At 59.1% G+C, this 18161-nt stretch carries 12 protein-coding genes; 7 read left to right on the top strand and 5 right to left on the bottom strand.

Going from position 1 to position 18161, the window contains the following annotated elements; genetic code table 11:
* Positions 1–90 precede the first annotated feature (90 nt).
* Both ABJZ52_RS21595 and ABJZ52_RS21590 read left to right on the top strand, forming a co-directional pair.
* Positions 91–1110: an Ldh family oxidoreductase gene (locus tag ABJZ52_RS21595; protein ID WP_348186877.1), complete on the top strand. Its 1020-nt coding sequence runs from the start codon at positions 91–93 to the stop codon at positions 1108–1110.
* The gene (locus tag ABJZ52_RS21590; protein WP_348186875.1) at positions 1107–2129 is read left to right on the top strand and encodes a putative sulfate exporter family transporter; all 1023 of its coding nucleotides are present in this window, start codon (positions 1107–1109) and stop codon (positions 2127–2129) included. The genes ABJZ52_RS21595 and ABJZ52_RS21590 overlap by 4 nt, the downstream gene beginning before the upstream one ends.
* A gap of 4 nt (positions 2130–2133) precedes the next feature.
* Here the strand turns inward: ABJZ52_RS21590 and ABJZ52_RS21585 are convergent, their stop codons facing one another.
* The 5 genes from ABJZ52_RS21585 to ABJZ52_RS21565 form a co-directional block, all read right to left on the bottom strand.
* On the bottom strand, positions 2134–2511 hold the full coding sequence (locus ABJZ52_RS21585) for a helix-turn-helix domain-containing protein (protein ID WP_348186873.1): 378 nt from the start codon (positions 2509–2511) through the stop codon (positions 2134–2136).
* A gap of 160 nt (positions 2512–2671) precedes the next feature.
* Positions 2672–7027: a translocation/assembly module TamB domain-containing protein gene (locus tag ABJZ52_RS21580; RefSeq protein WP_348186871.1), complete on the bottom strand. Its 4356-nt coding sequence runs from the start codon at positions 7025–7027 to the stop codon at positions 2672–2674.
* 15 nt (positions 7028–7042) lie between these two features.
* Positions 7043–8998, bottom strand: coding sequence for an autotransporter assembly complex family protein (locus tag ABJZ52_RS21575; protein WP_348186869.1), 1956 nt, complete (start codon positions 8996–8998; stop codon positions 7043–7045).
* Positions 8999–9290: 292 nt separating this feature from the next.
* Positions 9291–10202 carry a bifunctional methylenetetrahydrofolate dehydrogenase/methenyltetrahydrofolate cyclohydrolase FolD gene (folD, locus tag ABJZ52_RS21570; RefSeq protein WP_348186867.1) on the bottom strand — a complete coding sequence of 304 codons (912 nt, stop codon included), beginning with the start codon at positions 10200–10202 and terminating at the stop codon, positions 9291–9293.
* A 137-nt stretch (positions 10203–10339) separates the two neighbouring features.
* A complete protein-coding gene (locus ABJZ52_RS21565; protein WP_348186865.1) occupies positions 10340–11542 on the bottom strand; it encodes an AGE family epimerase/isomerase in 1203 nt (400 codons plus the stop codon).
* A 261-nt stretch (positions 11543–11803) separates the two neighbouring features.
* Between ABJZ52_RS21565 and ABJZ52_RS21560 the strand changes: the two genes are divergently transcribed.
* Genes ABJZ52_RS21560 through ABJZ52_RS21540 form a run of 5 tightly spaced genes read left to right on the top strand, consistent with a single transcriptional unit; the run spans position 11804 to position 18158 of the window.
* Positions 11804–12934 carry a polysaccharide biosynthesis/export family protein gene (locus tag ABJZ52_RS21560; RefSeq protein WP_348186863.1) on the top strand — a complete coding sequence of 377 codons (1131 nt, stop codon included), beginning with the start codon at positions 11804–11806 and terminating at the stop codon, positions 12932–12934.
* 19 nt (positions 12935–12953) lie between these two features.
* Positions 12954–14354, top strand: coding sequence for a capsular biosynthesis protein (locus ABJZ52_RS21555; RefSeq protein WP_348186861.1), 1401 nt, complete (start codon positions 12954–12956; stop codon positions 14352–14354).
* Complete coding sequence (locus ABJZ52_RS21550) at positions 14338–15645, top strand: capsular biosynthesis protein (RefSeq protein ID WP_348186859.1); 1308 nt, start codon at positions 14338–14340, stop codon at positions 15643–15645. Before ABJZ52_RS21555 ends, ABJZ52_RS21550 begins: the two co-directional genes overlap by 17 nt.
* Positions 15642–17333: a hypothetical protein gene (locus tag ABJZ52_RS21545; RefSeq protein ID WP_348186857.1), complete on the top strand. Its 1692-nt coding sequence runs from the start codon at positions 15642–15644 to the stop codon at positions 17331–17333. The genes ABJZ52_RS21550 and ABJZ52_RS21545 overlap by 4 nt, the downstream gene beginning before the upstream one ends.
* Before the next feature lie 27 nt (positions 17334–17360).
* The gene (locus tag ABJZ52_RS21540) at positions 17361–18158 is read left to right on the top strand and encodes an SDR family NAD(P)-dependent oxidoreductase (RefSeq protein WP_348186855.1); all 798 of its coding nucleotides are present in this window, start codon (positions 17361–17363) and stop codon (positions 18156–18158) included.
* The last annotated feature ends 3 nt before the right edge of the window (positions 18159–18161 follow it).

The following is an 18161-nucleotide window of genomic DNA, read 5'->3' as shown; positions in this document are numbered from 1 at the left end:
GATGGGATGGGCGCGGCGTATTGCCACCGGGGCGCAGGATCGTTATTGGGAGGTTGCCTGCCTTTCCCTCCGGTTTTAAGACCCTTGCCAATGACCCAGACCACCATTTCGCTCGATGAAGCGCGCGACCTCGTTTTCAGCGCTTTGATCGCCAACGGCGCATCTAAAGAAAACGCAAGGTTCGTGACCGATGCGCTTGTTCTGTCAGAAGCGTCCGGCCAGCCGGGACACGGTCTGTCCCGTGTGCCCTCTTATGTGGCGCAGCTCAGAACAGGCAAGGTGAAAGGCACGGTCACGCCGACACTCGAAAAGGTGAGTTCGTCTCTCCTGCGGGTCGATGCGGGTTATGGTTTTGCCTATCCGGCTATTGACCTGGTGCTCAACACCTTGCCGGAGATGGCCAGGTCGCAGGGTATCGCCATGGCGGCGATCCGGCATTCGCATCACTTCGGTCAGGGTGGGTCCCATTGCGAAGCGTTCGCGCACAAGGGTCTGGTGTCCTTTGTCTTCGGCAATGCGCATAAGGCCATCGCGCCCTGGGGCGGCAAGAACCCGATGTTCGGCACCAATCCGATTGCCTTTGGTGCGCCTGTGCCGGGCCGCGAGCCACTGGTTATTGATCTGGCCATGTCACGTGTCGCACGTGGCAAGGTGATGGCCGCGGAACGCGCTGGCACGACCATTCCCGACACCTGGGCGCTGGACAAGGATGGCAACGCGACGACCGATCCGACGGCAGCCATTGCCGGCACGATGCTGCCCATTGGCGAAGCCAAGGGCGCAGCGCTCGCCATGATGGTCGAGGTCATGTCGGCGGCAATCGTTGGCGGCAGTTTCGGGTTTGAGGCCTCAAGTCTCTTTGTCGGCGAGGGTGCTGCGCCAGACCTCGGTCAGGTGATCCTCGTGCTCAACCCGGGCATGATCTCGGGAGGTGTCTTTGGCGACCGCATCACCACACTGGTCGAGGCGGTCGAAGGCGAGGAGGGCGCACGGCTGCCGGGCAGCCGCAGGTTCGCGCTCCGCGAGAAGGCCGAACGGGAAGGGATAAGCCTGCCAACCCCGATCCTTGAAGAAGTCCGTCATCTAGCAAAGGGAGTGGAAGCCGCATGACCTTGAATATCCGTAAGCTTTCCGATCAAGCCGCGACGCTTCTCCCCGGGCTTTTGCTGTGTTTCACCATCGCAGGTGCCGCGGGTTTCCTGTCCGACCATTATGGCGGGCCGGTGATGCTCTTTGCGCTGCTTCTGGGCATCGCCTTCCACTTCCTGTCCCAGGAAGGCACCTGCGTCCAGGGCATCGAATTCACGGCGCGCAAGCTGCTGCGTGTTGGCGTTGCACTCCTCGGGGCGCGCGTCACGCTGCAACAGATCCAGTCTCTCGGCATCGGGCCGGTCCTGCTTGTGATCTTCTGCGTTTCCGCGACAATTCTGTTTGGCTGGATCATTGCAAAATTGCTCGGGCGCAGTCGCGACTTTGGCCTTTTGACCGGCGGCGCAGTGGCCATTTGTGGAGCTTCGGCGGCCTTGGCGATTTCCTCGGCCTTGCCCCAAACCCGTGAGGCGGAACGCGATACGCTCTTCACGGTGATCGCCGTGACGACCCTGTCGACCATCGCCATGATTTCCTATCCGATTGTCTTCGGCCTGTTTGGCTTCTCGGATGTGGGCATCGGCATTCTGCTCGGAGCGACGATCCATGATGTCGCCCAGGTTGTCGGAGCCGGCTATGCGGTGTCCGACGAGGCCGGTGACATCGCCACCTACGTCAAGCTGCTGCGTGTTGCGATGCTTCCCATCGTCGTGTTGATCCTGGCCTTTGCCTATGGCTATGCAGCCAGGAAGAACGGAACCGCCGCAAACTCGGGTAAAGCGTCTTTCCCATGGTTTGCTGTGGCGTTTGCCGCGCTGCTGCTGGTGAACTCCACTGGTGTGATCCCGCCCGTGGTTCAGGAAGGTTTGCAGGTGTCCTCACGCTGGCTGCTTATCGCTGCGATCTCGGCGCTGGGCGTCAAGACCTCGCTGCGGGCGATGGCAGCGCTCGGGCCACGGCATATCGGTGTGATCGTTGCCGAGACCGTCTTCCTGGCGACCATGGCACTCGGCATCACGCTCTTCGTTCTGAAAATTTAGGACTTCAGTCGTCGAGAGAGAGCTTCAGGCGTTCGATCTCGTCGACGAGAGCGAGCGCTTGCGCCTGAACCCGGTCAAGGGACTGGCGCATGGTCGCATTTGTGTCCGGGGTATCATCGATCTGCGGCGGGGTTCCCCGCCCGACAAGCAGCCAGGTGGGGCTGACGTTGAGCAGTCCGGCCAGCATGACCAGTTTGTTCGAACGCGGTTCGGAGCGGTCGCTCTCCCAGCCCTGAAGTGTGGTGGTCTTCACACCAAGGCGCCGGGCCAGCTGTGCGGTCGACAATCCGACGGAATCACGTGCACGGCAGATCCGCTCCCCAAGCGTGTAGTCCGTCGCTGGAGGTGTGAACGGAGCGCTGGCAGCTTTCGGGCGGATCATCAAATTGTTTCCTCATTTGCTCTTTTCGACTGGCCAAACCTGACACAGGCGCGACCCGAATGACAATGGTCGATAAGTCGAGCGTCGCCATGCCGACATGGCCGGACGCTCATGAACCTGCTCCTTGTCAGAACTTTCAAGGCTCTCTGGCCTCGGGACATCAGTATTCTTTTTCGAAGAAAATACCTGCCTTCGACGAGCCGTCGGCGCCGACTTCGCCCCGGACCTTGACGCCACGGTCCAGGTCTATGTCGACCTTGACCCGGCTGCCTCCTTCGCCAACACCCTGTTCGACGCCAAGGTAGATGTTGTCATTGACGTATTTGCCGATGCCGATGCTGGGGCCGTCGTCGCCGTCCGTGTTGACATCGATCGCATCAAGGCCGAGCGACTTGCGGATCTGTGCCAGAGGGCCATTGTCATTGCCGCCTGTCAGCGTTGCGATGGCGGCCGCAAGCTGTGCGATCTGGCTGGGCGAAAGCGTTCCCATTTCCTTGCCGAACAGAAGCAGTGCCAGAACTTCGTCCTGCGGCAGATCGGGCGAGGACGTGAAGCTGATGACGGGGTCATCTGCAGGTCCTTCAACGCCGACGTTGACGGTTGTGCTGCTGACAGTCGTAGAGGCCAGAAAGTCGATGATCGGTGTCAGGGATCCATAGAAGGTTGCTGACCCCTTGGAGAAGGCCAGGCGCCGCGTCAGAATATCCATCTGGCCGCGCTTGAGCGAGAAGGCGCCGACCGCCTGCGGGTCTTCTGTCGTCCCGGCAATGGTGAGATCGCCATAGAGTTCTGCATCAAGACCGCGTCCGCGCACGAAGATCCGCCCGGGAGCAGACACCTTCACATCCAGTTTCGGAGGCAGGCCGGGCGTGTCTTCGGTCTGTCTTTCCTGCTTGTCCACGCCAAGCTCGACCAATTGTTCACGCACCGCCTTCGGCGCATTCAGATGACGCACAGCCACGGGGGACACTGAACCGGGCAAGGTTTCAGGGATTGATATGTCGGCTTTCCCGATCGTGACCAGTCCGGAAATGAGTGCGGCTTGCGAGCTGCTCGAAAGCGGGCCACTGACCGTGATGTCGGCATCCACAACGGAGGTCACCAGTCCAGGGTCGATGTAGCGGGCCTGGTCGGCCTTGGCCTTGATGTTCGCATTGAGGCCTGCGTCGAGACCGACTGTTCCCGACGCTGAAAGGGACCCGCCGCTCGACAGCTTTGCCTGCAGCGACGAGAGCGTGATGCCGGCTGGTGTCACATCGATCGAGCCGGTCACATCCTGCAGCGTCAGCGCCGTGGTCAGTTCGGTCAGCGAAATGCCGTTCGGCCTTGCCGTCACCGCGTATTGAGGTGAGGCGAGGGTGCCAGACACTGAGCCGGAAAGATCGAGGCTGCCCTTGGCGCGCAGTCCCGCCTCGGTCAATGGACGGCGCAGGAAGGCCAGCGGAAAACGTCCGCTGAGGGCAATGTCCAGCGACTGGGGACGTTCGATGCCGATACGGCCATCTGCGGTCAGGGCAAGTCCTTCCGCGCCACTGACAGTCGTTTTCTGGCTTACGAGGTTGTTCTTGAATGTCCCGGTGCTGGCAACATTCAACGCGGGCAAACCCTTGCTGGACAGCTGGGCAGCGGTCAGACCGTCTGCGGTCAGTGCCCAGTCTGCGACGGGCTCCGCAGCCGGTCCCTTGGCGGTCGCCTTGCCCGACAGTGTGCCGCCAAGGCCGGTGCCGGGGGCAAAGGCATTTGCCAGAGCCAGCGGCACGGCATTGAGCTCGGCAGCAATGTCCAGCTGGTCCCCGGCACTGCCGGTCACGGACAGAGACCCCGAGCCAAGCGCAAGGATCAGGCTCTCGATCTGCGCAGCACTGCCTGCATAGGTCACGCGTGCAGGTTCCTTCAGGGAGGTCTTCAGACCCTGATAGTTGCCATCCAAAGAGTTGAGGTTCAGCGTGATTGTCTCATCGGCCTGAACAATGCGGCCACTGGCGTCCAGACCGTCGGCGCTTGCCCCCGCCGTCAGACGCACGGCCGTGCTGAATGCCGTCTCCGAGCCCTGATTGTCTGCATCCAGCTTGAGGCTCTGGATCGGCATGCTGCCCGCGATGATCTGCGTTGCCAGCACCGATCCGTTGACGCGCGGCGTGCCGAAAGGTGTCGTTACTTTGGCGCTCGCCGTGACGTCGCCGATCTCCAGGCTGTCGGCGGACAGGGCGCTGCCTTTGAGGTCCAGGGTTACGGCCTGGGTTGTTCCATCTGCGGCTGTGACCACGATGTCGCCGGTGAGGGCACCACTGATCGGGCGCAGCGCAAGCGGGGAAAGAGCTGCCAGCGTCGGCGCATCAATCGTCAGGCGTCCAGACAGGCTGTCGGGCGCCTTTGCAAGGTCCGCGATCTCAAACCGTCCGGTGATCCGGTTGCCGTCGACGGCCGCGTTTAAATTCTCGATGGTGGCCGCGCCGTTCGCGCTGGAAAGATCCGCTGTCAGCGTCAGCGGTGCGCCGTTGAGTTCGCCGGAGGTCTCGATGCTGCCCTGAGGAGCGGACGCGGAGGCGGTTGCCTGTGCTGTAAGCTTGAATTTCTCAAGCGGCGTCCCCGACAGCACGAGGTTGTCCGAAGAAAGATCCGCAGAGATTTCGGGCGAAGAAACGGGCCCGGCACCAGAAAGCTCGAACTTGAGTGTTCCGCCGACGTCCGGGTTCAAGAGAGACAGGTCGGCAAATGCGCCGGTGAGCCTAGCCGAAAGCGCGTCTGCATCAAGACTGGCGGTGCCTGATGTGTCCAGCCCCGGCGCCTTCAAGACAAGAGACGTCAGCTCTAGATCATCAACACCGTCGACTTTCGCCTTGGCTGTCAGGGTTGTTGACCCGCGCAAGAGCGCATCCAGCTGCGCGATGCCCAGGCTGAGATTGCGGCCGTTCGCGGTAACATCAACGTCGGCCTTTTTATCTGCGGGATCGCCCTTGCCCTGGAACGTCAGGGCGAGAGAACCTGCCAGAGGCTGCCCGGCGAGCGCCGAGAACATGGACAAGTTGCCCAGGCCGATCTTGCCGCTCGTGTCGAAGTGGTCTGGTGAAAAGACGGAAGATGCAAGTTCGAGCGTTCCCGCCGGCGTTACAAGCCGCGCAGCTTGCAGGGAAATCTGTTCGTCGGATGCGGAAACCGCGCCGTTCGCCGAAAGGTCGCTCTTGCCAGAGATGGCCTGCAGCTTTGCGTCTGAGGGACGCAAGTTGTCTACGCTCAGATCAAGCGTGAAATCGCTGCTCTGCTGCTCTGGTGTCAATTTGGCATTGGTACCGGCGAGTTTTAGGTGGGTTTGACCGATATCACCTTCGGTCGTGGACAGGCTTTGTGCCAGCACGTCGATCGTCCAGCTGGCGTTTTCCAGTTTCCCGGAGAGTTGAGTGTCCACGGACAACGGACCAAAGGCCAGACGCCGGTCGGTCAGGTCGAGAGCGATCAGGTTGCCATCACCGGCGCTGACCTTGAGGTTTGCCGAGGCCCCGACGGTCTCCGTCGCAAGGTCGTAGTTGCCGCGCCCTGCAAACTCGAGTGTCTGGGTTTTCAGCGTAAGGTCCGCCGAGGTCGGTTGAAAACTCTCGTCAAAGACAGCGGTGCCCTTGAGATCGGTCGTGCCGATGAAGAAAGCGGTCGTAAGATCAGGCATCAGCGGCGCGAGGCTGCCATCGAGATCCACATCCAGCTGACGATTGCTGCCTGCTTCCTTGAGCACGGCCTTTCCGCTCACTGTCTCCCGGCCATCAAGGGCGAGGGCAAGCTCTGCGGCCCAATTGTCGAGAGGCCCATTGCCGGTAAGGGTCAGGTCCAGTGCCGGCAAATCCTGAACATCAAGCAGCCGCGCGACGAGCCCTTCGCGCGGTTCACGGACGGTCAAATCAAAGTCGAGCGTTTCGAGATCCGGTGCAAAGCGTATGTCTGCCAGGATCGTTCCGCCGCTCTCATCGATGCGCTGAATGTCGAGTTTGGCCGCCAGATCCAGCGGGTCGTTTGAAACCTCCGCCGAGCCATTGACGGTCAGGGAAAGTTCTTCCCCCAAGAGCGGTGTACCAAGTACGAGCTTGTCAATTGTCAGCTTGCCCAGGCGGGCTTCCGGTGCGGATCGGCCGAAACTCTGTGGCTCCTCCTCGTCTGTCTCTTCGTCAGGGCTGGCAGGTGCAGGTACGGGTTCGCGCAAGAGCGCAATCGCCTCGGCATGAACGGTCTCAATGTCCACCCTGCCTCTCAAAAGGCTGAGCGGTGACCAGGTCACGTCAAGACGATTTGCATCCAGCCAGACGCCGTTCCTGTCCGAAATCCGAAGGGCACCGAGACCGGCATCAAGGGACCAGCTCAGGGAAAGGTCTTCCAGTTCAATGGTTTGCTCGGGCGACGAGGCAACCTTGCTGATCAGGCCGGAGACAAATGTCCGCCCTGCCTCGAACTGCATGCCGGCAAGGGCAAGAACAGGCAGCAAGGCAACAAGCAAAACCAGCCAGAGGAGGCCTTTGAGAAGTCGTTTCAAATCGCTCTTCCGAGGTTAGAACGCTTGGCTGAGACCGACGTAAAGCGCGAAGTCGGGATCATCCTGTTCCGGATCCAGAGGCACCGCGGCATCGATACGAAGCGGCCCGATCGGCGTAAAGTACCTTATGCCAGCACCCACGCCTATCTTCAAAGGTTCATCAAAGTCCGGAGTGCTGTCCGAATAGGCATTCCCGGCGTCCACAAAGGCGACGACACCGATGGTCTCTGTCATCTTGACGCGAACCTCTCCGGAAAGTTCCAGAAGGCTGCGCCCGCCGGCAACTTCACCATCGACGCGCGGCCCGACATTCCGGTAGGAATAGCCGCGAATCGATCCACCGCCACCGGCGATAAAGCGTTTGCTGGCCGGGATGTCCTCGACGCTTGGCCCAAGAATACTGCCGCCCGAGATCTTGCCCGCAAGAATGAAACGCTTCGCCTTGTCGAGGGCGATGTAGCTCGAGGCCGTCGCCTTGAGGAAGACCATCGCGTTCTGGCCGAGGGTGTCATAGGCCGGTTCAACCGCTGCGGCAGCAAAGATCCCCTTCGAGGGATTGAGCTTGTCGTCGCGGCTGTCGTAGGTCAGGTCTGCGGGCAGGCCCACAAGGAGATAGTCGCCGGTTCCAAAGGCGTCTTCCTCATTGGCGTAGAAGATCTCTGCACCGGCCCGGCCATGAAGTTTTTCGCTGAACTCGCGTGCCAGATAGGCGTCCAGTGTCACGCTGCGGCTGGTGTAGGCGTCCGGCGCTTCCTGTTTGGCCCCAAGGCTCGTTGTGAACTTCGTGAGTGGCCCGAATGCCCCCGGCTTTTCAAACGCGATCCGCGCTGAATACTCCATCTCTTCAAGTTCGGAATTGCCAATACGCCCGACCGAGCCTTCGATGGACAGCAGCTCTCCGCGGCCAAAGAGATTTCGGCGCCGCCAATAGGCCTCCGTGCCAAAACCTTCCGTGCTTGACCAGGAGGCGCCGGCACCAATCACATGGCGTTTGCGTTCGCTGACCTCGATCGTGATCGGCAAGCGGCCGTCCGGGCCGACCACATCACCTTCGACCAGACGTATCGAGGAGAAAATGCCGAGGTTGTTCAACCGCTTCCGCGCGTCTTCAAGTTCTTTCGGCGAATAGACCGTGCCTTCCGGGATCATCGCCTGCCGCGCGACAAACTCCGGGTCCGTGACCTCGGTTCCGCCGACACTGACAGTGCCAAACGTGGCCCGAGGGCCCGTTTCGACGGCAATTCGAACGTCCAGCTTGTTGGTCGCGTGATCTGCGACAATCACGCGTTCGCTGATCCCGGCTTTCGGATAGCCTCGCCCGCGCAGGACCAGCACGATCCGGCTTTCCGCCTGTAGTATCTTCCCGGAACTTGCCGTGTCCCCGGGCGTCAGACCCCAAAAGGACGGCTCCTCGGACAGGAGTGAGCCGTTGGTCCCGTCCGCGTCGATCTCGATGCGGCCAAAGGTAAACTGTGGGCCTGGTGAAACATTGATCGTGGTGACCACCGGGCGGGAACCGGGGATCGTGCCGGTTCCGAGCGCTGCTTCCAGACCGGTTCCATTGAAGGCGATGTCGACGGTGCCACCGTAGTGACCGCTGGTATAGAGCTGTGCGACCAGCCGGTCGAGATCAGCAAGGCCGCGCGACAAAAGCCCCGCCTGTCCCGAGGGAGACTGTTTTTGCTTTGTCACGAGGAGAGAGGTGGCCTTCAGGCTTTTCTCCAGATCTTCCTGGTCGCCCGAAACCGTCAACTCGGTGGTATAGGGCAGGGGGTCCGGGACCGTCTCGACCGGCTCGGCTTCGTTTTCAAAAAACTTGAAGCCAAAAAGTTCATAGGCCGCAGCGGGCTCCGCCGTCATGCTCAAAGGCAGGCCCGACAAAGCAACGAACGCAAGGCTGGAGATGCTTCTGCGCAGGCACAAGAAAGGGTTGCCGCCAATCAGGTCGTTGGCAGTTGAACTCCAGAGCATTGCGCGGGCGCAGGTCCTGCGCGCTTTAGACGGTCGACTCACCACTTACTGCCGCCTGTTCGGTAGATCCTGCCAGCACTCGGTGCGGCAGGGAAGGGAGATCCCGTTGCGGGCCATGTCCAGATTGATCAACGGGCCGAAAATTGCCCCTGGTTTGTCCGCCAGACCATTCCATCCCCTTTCAAAGTTTAGGGTCTCTTGGTTAAGAGACCCTGACACTCGATAGATCACGGAAAAGCCTTGAAGACAACTGGGACCGGGTTGTCGCGGTGCGTGTGAGCCCGAAAACGGCTTAGAAAAGAGCCGCTTCTTCTGCGAGGCCAAGCTGCCGACGCGCTGCAGTCAGCGTATTCGCCATGAGCATCGCAATGGTCATCGGTCCGACGCCGCCAGGCACTGGTGTAATGGCGCCTGCATGGCCGACGGCCTCTTCGAATGCGACATCACCGACAAGGCGGTTCTTGCCTTCGCCGCGCTCCGGTGCCGGAATGCGATTGATCCCAACATCAATGACGGTGGCTCCAGGCTTGATCCAGTCGCCGCGCACCATTTCCGGACGTCCGACAGCAGCCACCACGATGTCGGCTGCACGCACCACGCTTGGCAGATCCTTGGTCCGGCTGTGGGCAATCGTAACCGTGCAGCTTTCCTGCAGAAGCAGGTTGGCCATGGGCTTGCCGACGATGTTCGAACGTCCAATGACAACGGCGTTCATGCCGGATAGCGTGTCGCCCAGTGTTCGCTTCAGAAGAACAAGGCTTCCAGCGGGCGTGCAGGGCACAAGGGCCGTGTCGCGCTCTCCGGCAGTCAGCAGACCGACGTTGACCGGATGAAACCCATCAACATCCTTTTCCGGCTTGATCAGGCGCAGCACCTTGCTTTCGTCGATATGACCGGGCAACGGCAGCTGCACGAGAATGCCGTGGATGGCGGCATCCTCATTCAGCTGTCCGATCAGATCCAGAAGATCTGCTTCCGACGTGTCGGCGTCCAGTGAGTGCTTGACGGAATGGAAACCGCAAGCAGCAGCCGTGGCGTCCTTGTTGCGGACGTAGACCTGACTTGCCGGATCTTCGCCAACCAGCACGACTGCAAGGCCCGGACGCACGCCGCTGGCCTCGAAGAGCGCGGCTGAACGGCTTGAGATCTCGTCGCGTACGGATTCGGCTATCGCCTTGCCGTCAATGATGCGTGCCTGTGACATGGCCGGTCCCCTTGGTGTCTGAAACTCATGCTCTCTATAGAAAGCTCAAGCCAATCGGGAAAGCCCGAAAACCGGCGATCGTGATCTGCATGTGCGTCATTTGCCCCGGTCGGGGGCGATGCGCCGGATGGAAACTGTCACGCCGCGGCGGGGGCGAGTGTTTTCGCAAAGCGGTCAAGTTCCGCGATCGCACAGACGATATGATAGAAAGAACTTGCGGGTGCAGGCTCGTCGACAAACGAACCGTCCTGCTTGAGCTTGTCGCGCCAAAGGCCCGTGGGGGCCGCGTCGAAATAAAGATAAAGCGCATCTGAGCTGCGAACGATGTCCTCAAGACAGGCCTCGCGTTCGATGCCCGTTGACTGGCTGGCCAGAGCGACAGCGGCCTTGATCCACTCCGTCTGACCCCAGAGGCGCGCTAGCGGGTCGCGTACGGAGAAGTCATCGTTCAGGGCCATGATCGCCACTTGCCGATCCGCGTCGATGCCGTAGGTGTTGCCAATCTGGTAGAGGCGCCGCGCCATCTGCAGAGTTTTGGCGTTGTCACGCAACGTGCCCCATCTGACAAGAAGCCAGGCCCACTCGAACTGATGACCCGGCTCCATCACGCGTCCGCGGTCATCGGGCATCGGTGACCAGTCAAGATCAAAGAACTCCCGCAGGCCGCCACTCACCGGATCGATGAAGCACTCCATGGCAAGACCGGCGATCTCGTCAGAAAGGGCAAGCCATGGTCCGTCGGCGTCAATTTGCTCCAAGGCGAGCGCTGCCTCGAACATGTGCATGTGCGGATTGGAGCAAAGCGGAGCTTCGTCCGGATTTTTCTCGCGAAATCCGCGCTCTGCATGTCCGTATTGACGGCGAAGCACTGCCAGCATGTCTCTCGAGCGAGCCAGAAGTTCCGTCTTTAGCTCGGGCAGGATTTCAGCGGCCTGGGCCAGACCGAACAGCGCAAAGGAGTGATTATAAAGATCGAAGCGCGCGTCGGCCACAGAGCCGTCGGGCGCGACCGCGGCGGCGATCAAACCGTCTTCAAGAGCAAAGTGTTCCAGATACCAGTCCAGTCCCTCGCGGACGATATCGTTGACCGGCCCATCCCAGCCGAGGCGGCCGGCTTCTATGAGGCTATAGATCTGCCTCGGCTGCACACGCGCTCTCTTGGGAACTTGGCGCCCGTCGCCCGAAGGCAATTCAAGAGCTTCATGGAAGCCGCCGTATTGCTTGTCGGCGCCCTTGGCCGACCAAACCGGAAGGGCGTCGTCCATCAGCCAGGTCAAAAGCTTGTCGGCCGTCTGGACGACGGCCGTTTCGGCTGCGTCAGAATGGGTTACTTGGGCCATCAGGGCATCCGATCTATGCGGCTCTGAAGCGAAGGACGATTCGTCTATTCTAGCCGAGATATTGCCTTTTTCTTTTCCCCTGTGGCAGCAAAAGGTCGCAAAAGAGTATCCTGATCTCAGTTCGTTAACGAATTCAGGGTGGAGTGTTGCCGGGGAACAACAGATAATTGATGCACGACCAAAAATCACGAAGCTTTCTTGGACAGGGCGCATCTGGGCGTGTTACCAAGCCTGCGGTTGGTTGGGTGGAACGGATTTGTAATGAAATTTGCAGCTGTAGTTATATTGTCCATGGTACTTGCGTCATGTGCAGCGCTGCCTGGGGATGGGCCGGGTGCGATCAATATTTCCTCGCAGGATATTGAAACTGATTCCTCCCAGAACGGGTATTCGATTATCCGCATCGATCGTGAAAACATCGACGTCATCAAGCGATATCGTCCCCTGGCCTTCGCAAATGAGTTTCACGGTGTTGGCAGTGGTGGGTCAAGCACGCTGCTCGGCGTTGGTGATACACTTTCAGTCGGAATATGGGAGGCTGCACCAGACGGTCTGTTCTCCAGTTCTGACAGCGGAAGCAGTCAGATTCCGGCAGTGATTGATGAGACCGGTTATATCTTCATTCCCTATGCTGGCCGCATTCGTGCCGCTGGGTTGAGTGTTGAAGGATTGCGCCAGTCCATTCAGAAGAAATTGGTTGGCAAGGCTGTTGAACCCCAGGTTCTGGTGTCTTTGCAGCAGAAACTGAGTAAGACGGCGGTCGTCGTTGGTGATGTTGCCAAGCCCGGCGTCTATCCGTTGCCACTTCGCCAGACCCGCCTTCTTGACCTGGTGGCCACAGCCGGTGGTTCGCGTCAGGCGACCTATGAAACTGTCGTCACGCTTAAACGCGGCCGGCAGTCCGGTACGACACGGATGGAGCACCTGATCGATTATCCGGAGAACAATGTTCTCGTGTCTCCAAATGACAACATTTTGTTGTCGCACCGGCCGCGGACCTTCTCGGCGTTTGGCGCGGTGAAATCGAATCAGCTTGTGCCCTTCAAGACCAAGAGTGTGACACTCGCCGAAGCCCTCGCGACGGTTGGCGGGCTCAACGATTTCAAGGCCGACTCGGGCGGTATTTTCCTCTTCCGCTATGAAGATGCTGATCTTGTGCGTGATATTCGCCCAGAGTTGGCGAAGCATGTTGTGAACGAAAAACTGGTGCCAGTTGTCTATCAGCTGAGTTTGCGCGATCCGAATGGTTTCTTCCTGTCGCGCTTCTTCGAAATGCGTGACAAGGACATACTATACGTGTCGAACCATCCGACTGCCGAACTTGGCAAGTTCCTGCAGATCATTGCGCCTCTGATCAGCAATGTTTCTACCGTCCAGGGTATTACCGACTAGTCTCTTTTAGGAACGAGCAATGGTGTCGGGCTCACTGTCCGACACTGAGAAAATCGAGTGTGGTGTGAGCAAGCCTACTGCCAAACAAAAAGTCTTTTTGTTCCTGCAAGGGCCCCCCTCGATCTTCGCAAGGACAATTGCCGACGAACTTGAATTGCTGAACTGCAAGACCCTGCGCATCAATCTTTGCCCGGGGGATTGGCTTTTCTGGCACGACAGGCGTGCCTGTTCCTATCGCGGGACGCTTGCGGATTGGCCAAAGTGGCTCGCGAAATTTTGCCAAGAAAATGGCGTCACTGATCTGATCTACTACGCGGATCGCGTTCCCTATCATTCAGCTGCTGCCGAGGTCGGGAATTCTCTAGGGCTGACCTGCACCACATATGAGTTCGGATACCTGCGTCCGGATTGGATAACACTGGAAAGAGACGGAATGTCAGCGCATTCCCGCTTTCCAAAAGACCCTGATGTCATTCGCGAAGCCGCAGCAGGTTTGCCGGAAATTGACAGGCGGCCGCTTTTTCCATTTTCCTTTGAAACTGAAGCAGTTTCGGAGGTCACATACAATATGTCGAACGTGCTCTTCGCTGGCTTCTACCCGCGTTACACCCGCGACAAACTCTATCACCCATTCATCGACTACCTGAGCAACATACCGAGGCTCATTCTCTCTCGTCGACGGGCCAGAAATGCGGCCCATCTGATCGATGACGTCATATCGTCAGGCTGCCCTTACTTCGTCTTTCCCCTGCAGCTGCAGAGCGACTATCAGCTGCGCTACAATTCGCCGTTTGACCACATTGCAGAAGCAGCCGAAGAGGTTATCAGATCTTTCGCAAAGTCTGCGCCCATTGCATCGCGGCTGGTGTTCAAGGTGCACCCCCTCGACAACGGCATGGAACCTTGGCGCAAGATCTTGCGCACCATCGCCAAACGCTATGGCGTCAAGAAACGTGTCTATGTGATCGATGGGGGAAACCTGGATCTGCTTTTGCGCCATTCTGCGGGAGCGCTGACGATCAACTCGACAACGGGGCTGCATTCTCTGCGCGTATCCTGCCCGACCAAGGTCCTTGGGATCGCCCTTTATGATATTGATGGCTTGACCTGCCAGAAACCGATTGATGACTTCTGGCGCGACGGCAGCAAACCGGACCCCGAGCTTCTTGACGCGCTCGAACGACTGCTCGCGGCGACCATACAGGTCAAGGGTTGCTTTTATACGGACCAGGGCAGGCGCGCGGGAGCCTATGAAATCGCGCGCAGGCTTGCAGCTGGAAGCGTCAATCTCCCCGGAGCGCTTTGTGATGTGGCTCCGCGGTTGAAGCGGGCGCGCGACTTGGGAATTGCGACGACATTCGACGAACAGATCGCGTCACGCGGCAAGACAGAACGCTGGACCCATGTCTGGCAGGGCTGAAATGCCAGCGGACGCTTCGCGCCGGACATTTCTGTTTTTGCAGGGACCCTTGTCTCCGCTCTATAAGAAGATGGGCGCAGAACTTTTGGCGGCAGGTTGCCGGGTGAAGCGGATCAATTTCTGCCCGGGAGACTGGCTTCACTGGCACGGGGCTCGGACGAGGTCTTTCAAAGGTAAAACCGATGCCTGGCCCACACATATTGCCGAGTTTCTGGAGCGCGAAGGGATAACCGATCTGGTCCTTCACGGAGATCAACGTATCTATCACAAGGCCGCGATCACTGAGGCGAGCAAACGGGGCATTCGGGTCTTCGTGACTGAGTTGGGTCTTTTGCGGTCCGGTTGGATGACGCTTGAGCGAGAGGGTCTCGCGACCTTGAGCCGGTTTCCAAACGAAGCGGGTGCCATAAGGGCCATTTCCAATCGTGCTGGTGAGATAGATTTTGCACCCCGGTTCCCGAAATCGGTAGCGCTCGAGATTGCGCCCGATGTTGTCTATAATCTGGCCAATGTGTTTCTTAAGCCGCTCTATCCGAACTACCAACGGCACACACTCTATCCGCCGGTTCTTGAATACCTGCGCGGCGCGTGGCGCCTGTCAACCGAACGACGAAGAGACCGTCTTGTGAGGCAGCAGATCGAAGCCTTGCGGGCAAGTGGAAGCCCCTACTTCATTTTCCCGCTTCAATTGGAGGGCGACTTTCAGCTGCGCGCTCATTCGCCCTATAAAAGCTTCGCTGAGGTCATTGAAACCGTTGTGACGTCTTTTGCCAAGAACGCTCCAAGGACGAGCCAGCTTGTCATCAAGACCCATCCTCTGGATGTCGGGTTTGAAAATTGGCCCGCCCTTGTTGCAGACCTCAAGTCGCGGCATCGGTTGACAGAGCGGGTCGTTTTCCTCGACGGCGGACGGCTTGGAGACCTTTTTGATGGCGCGTCGGGTCTTGTGACATTGAATTCGACGGCAGGCGTTGAGGCGATGCAAGCCGGTGTTCCCGTCAAGAGCCTGATGCCGGCGCACTATGACATCAAGGGAATGACCCATCAGGGAGATCTGTCCAGCTTCTGGTCATCGCCGGAAGGGCCGGATCTCGAGTTGCTCAGCGACTATCTGAGGGCTATCGCGGCAACAGTCCAGGTGCGCGGTTCGATCCATAATCGTGATGGCGTTGAAGCTGCGGCCAGGAACATGGCTCAGAGGATCCTGGACCTGAGCGTCAATGAGCCTGGCGCTTTCAGCGCTTTCCCACCGCGGCTTGAAAAGGCACGTGCGCTCGGTGTGCCGCTATGAACTGCGAACCTAAAATCATCGATCCGGCGCTGAAGCCGTTCAAGGCTAAGTTGGCTGGATTGGACGGTCTTGTCATTGGCCCCGATGAGACGCTCTACCAACGGCATCGCAAAAGCGTGGCCGATGGCGCGCGGCAATTGACACTCATCCTGCCCGGGCCATTTTCGATTGAAGAGAAGTCTTTCCCGACGTCGCTGGTTCATATCGGAATTTCCGTGAAGACTGCGAGAGATCAGAGAAGCTTGGAAAACGCCGTGATGTCGAGCCTTCTTGCCGAGGATGGCAGCTCGGACGTCGACGCCAGCAAGATGCTCCTGCGCTGGCGTGAAGATATGTCTGACCTGGGCAATGGCATTCTCAGTGACCCGGAAAGCGAGAATGCGACCCTTCGTAGCCTGCTGAACGGCGATCAGCCGAAGGCGGGGACACTGCAACCCAAGGGCTTTTGGGCAACGTGGGCCGCTGCGGTAGAGGATCAGGGCGAAGACCTCGACAAATACCTAGGCAACCTTTTGAAGCATCACTGCCGCTGGTTCGAACCTTATGACGGCAGCCGTTGCTCCTTCGAGAACATGCTGTCAGTCGCCGGGCTGATGCAGGAAAGCTTGAACGCCAATGACGTTCCCTCCCACTGCTATGGCGCACAATACTGGAACCACCCGGCGATCAACGCGACCTTCAAGGGAAAGGGCGGTGGCGTCAGTTTTCATGATAGCGAAGAGGAAACCCTCTCAGAAGCCTTGACGACTGGCGGTCGCGTTTTGTCCTGGGCCGGGCGAACCCGGCCGGAGTTTGAACTGGCGTGTCGCGATGCCCAGGTTCAATTGCTTCGGATCGAGGACGGTTTTCTCAGATCGGTGGGGCTCGGGGCAGGGCTGGCCAAAGGCGCGGCCTTGGCGATGGACGACACCGGGATCTACTATGACCCTTCGCGGCCCAGCCGTCTTGAAACTCTGCTCGAGACCTACGAGGTTGCGCCCGAGGAGCGGCAGCGTGGAGCCACACTTATCAAGGCAATGATCGCCGCACGTGTATCAAAGTACAATTTCGGCAACGCCCGTCGTTTTAAGTTTCCCAAAGACAAGCAGCTCGTTCTCGTGCCTGGACAGGTTGCCGATGACGCGGCCGTCCGCAAGTCAAAGTCAACGACCATCGACTGCGCGAACACGCCGAATGTAAACAGCGATTTGCTTCGCATTGCCCGGCAGCGCTGGCCGGCGGCGCACATTGTTTTCAAACCCCATCCTGACGTGGAAACCGGCTTGAGGAAAGGCCGGCTGGAGACACATGAGGCGCTCCGGTACGCCGATGAAATTGCCCGGAATGCAGATATTATCGACTTGATTGAAGCTGTTGACAGGGTTGAGACTTTTTCGTCCTTGTCCGGCTTTGAGGCGCTCATTCGCGGCAAGGATGTCACGGTTCATGGCCTGCCTTTTTATGCAGGGTGGGGGCTGAGCGAGGATCTGACACAAAGCGAGCGTCGGACGCGCGAAAGGTCCATTGAAGAGGTGGTTTTCCTTGCGCTCTGTGTCTATTCCAGAACGATCGACCCGGTTACGCTTTTGCCATGTACGCCGGAGTTCTTGATCGAGCGCTTGGCAGGACTGCGGCGAAACAAATGGCATGTCTTCAAGGCGAATTTTTTGCGAAGAGCATCCTGGGTTGGCCGCAAGATCGGCCTTTGAGACTGCAGGATTTTGGAAGGCTGGAAAATGCACCACGATGTTCAAGACGTGATTGTCATGACAGGTGCGAGCGGCGGTATCGGCGTCGCGCTCGCGCACGAGTTGGCACGTGAAAACCGCAGGCTGGTCTTGATCGCAAGGGACAGAGAGAAGCTTGAGGCTCTTGCCGCAGCTGTCAGAGAGCGGTGTGGTTCTGTCGAAACAGCTGCGCTTGATGTGCGCGATAGAGACGCGCTTCACAGCTTCCTGATCGACTTGGATTCCCGGTACCCTGTCGACATGATCATAGCCAACGCAGGGGTGACGGCAGGGCTGGGCCCGAACAGAAGCCGTGAGGGCGACGCCGAGGCGGACAGACAGCTTGATATCAACTACCGCGGCGCGGTGAATGCGGTGACGGGTGTGGTTGAGGCGATGCGATTGCGCGGGCGTGGTCAAATCGTCCTGGTGGCCTCGCTTGCGGGCATGCGTGCCTTGCCGGACATGCCAAGCTACTCCGCATCCAAAGCAGCGGTGATTGCCTACGGGCATTCCCTGCGTGGTTGGCTGAAACCCTTCGGCGTGGATGTTTCGATCATCTGCCCTGGGTTCGTGACAACACCGATGTCGGCGCGCCACAAAGGCTCGAAGCCCTTCGAGATGTCAGCTGAAAAAGCTGCGCGCAAGATGCGCAAGGCAATCGAACGAAAACGCGCCTTCTACGCATTCCCTTTCGTGCTGGCGACGGGAATTCGGCTGCAAAACCTACTGCCGGCGCGCATTTCAGATCTCTTTATGGGTGGTTTCAAAGCGGAGATCGAGGAAGATCCGCGCTTTAGAAAATAGCCG

The sequence above is a fragment of the Roseibium sp. genome (genome assembly GCF_039982295.1).
In the GTDB taxonomy this organism is placed as follows: domain Bacteria; phylum Pseudomonadota; class Alphaproteobacteria; order Rhizobiales; family Stappiaceae; genus Roseibium.
The sequence above is the reverse complement of the archived record's forward strand: the minus strand, read 5'-3'. Positions and strand labels throughout refer to the sequence as shown.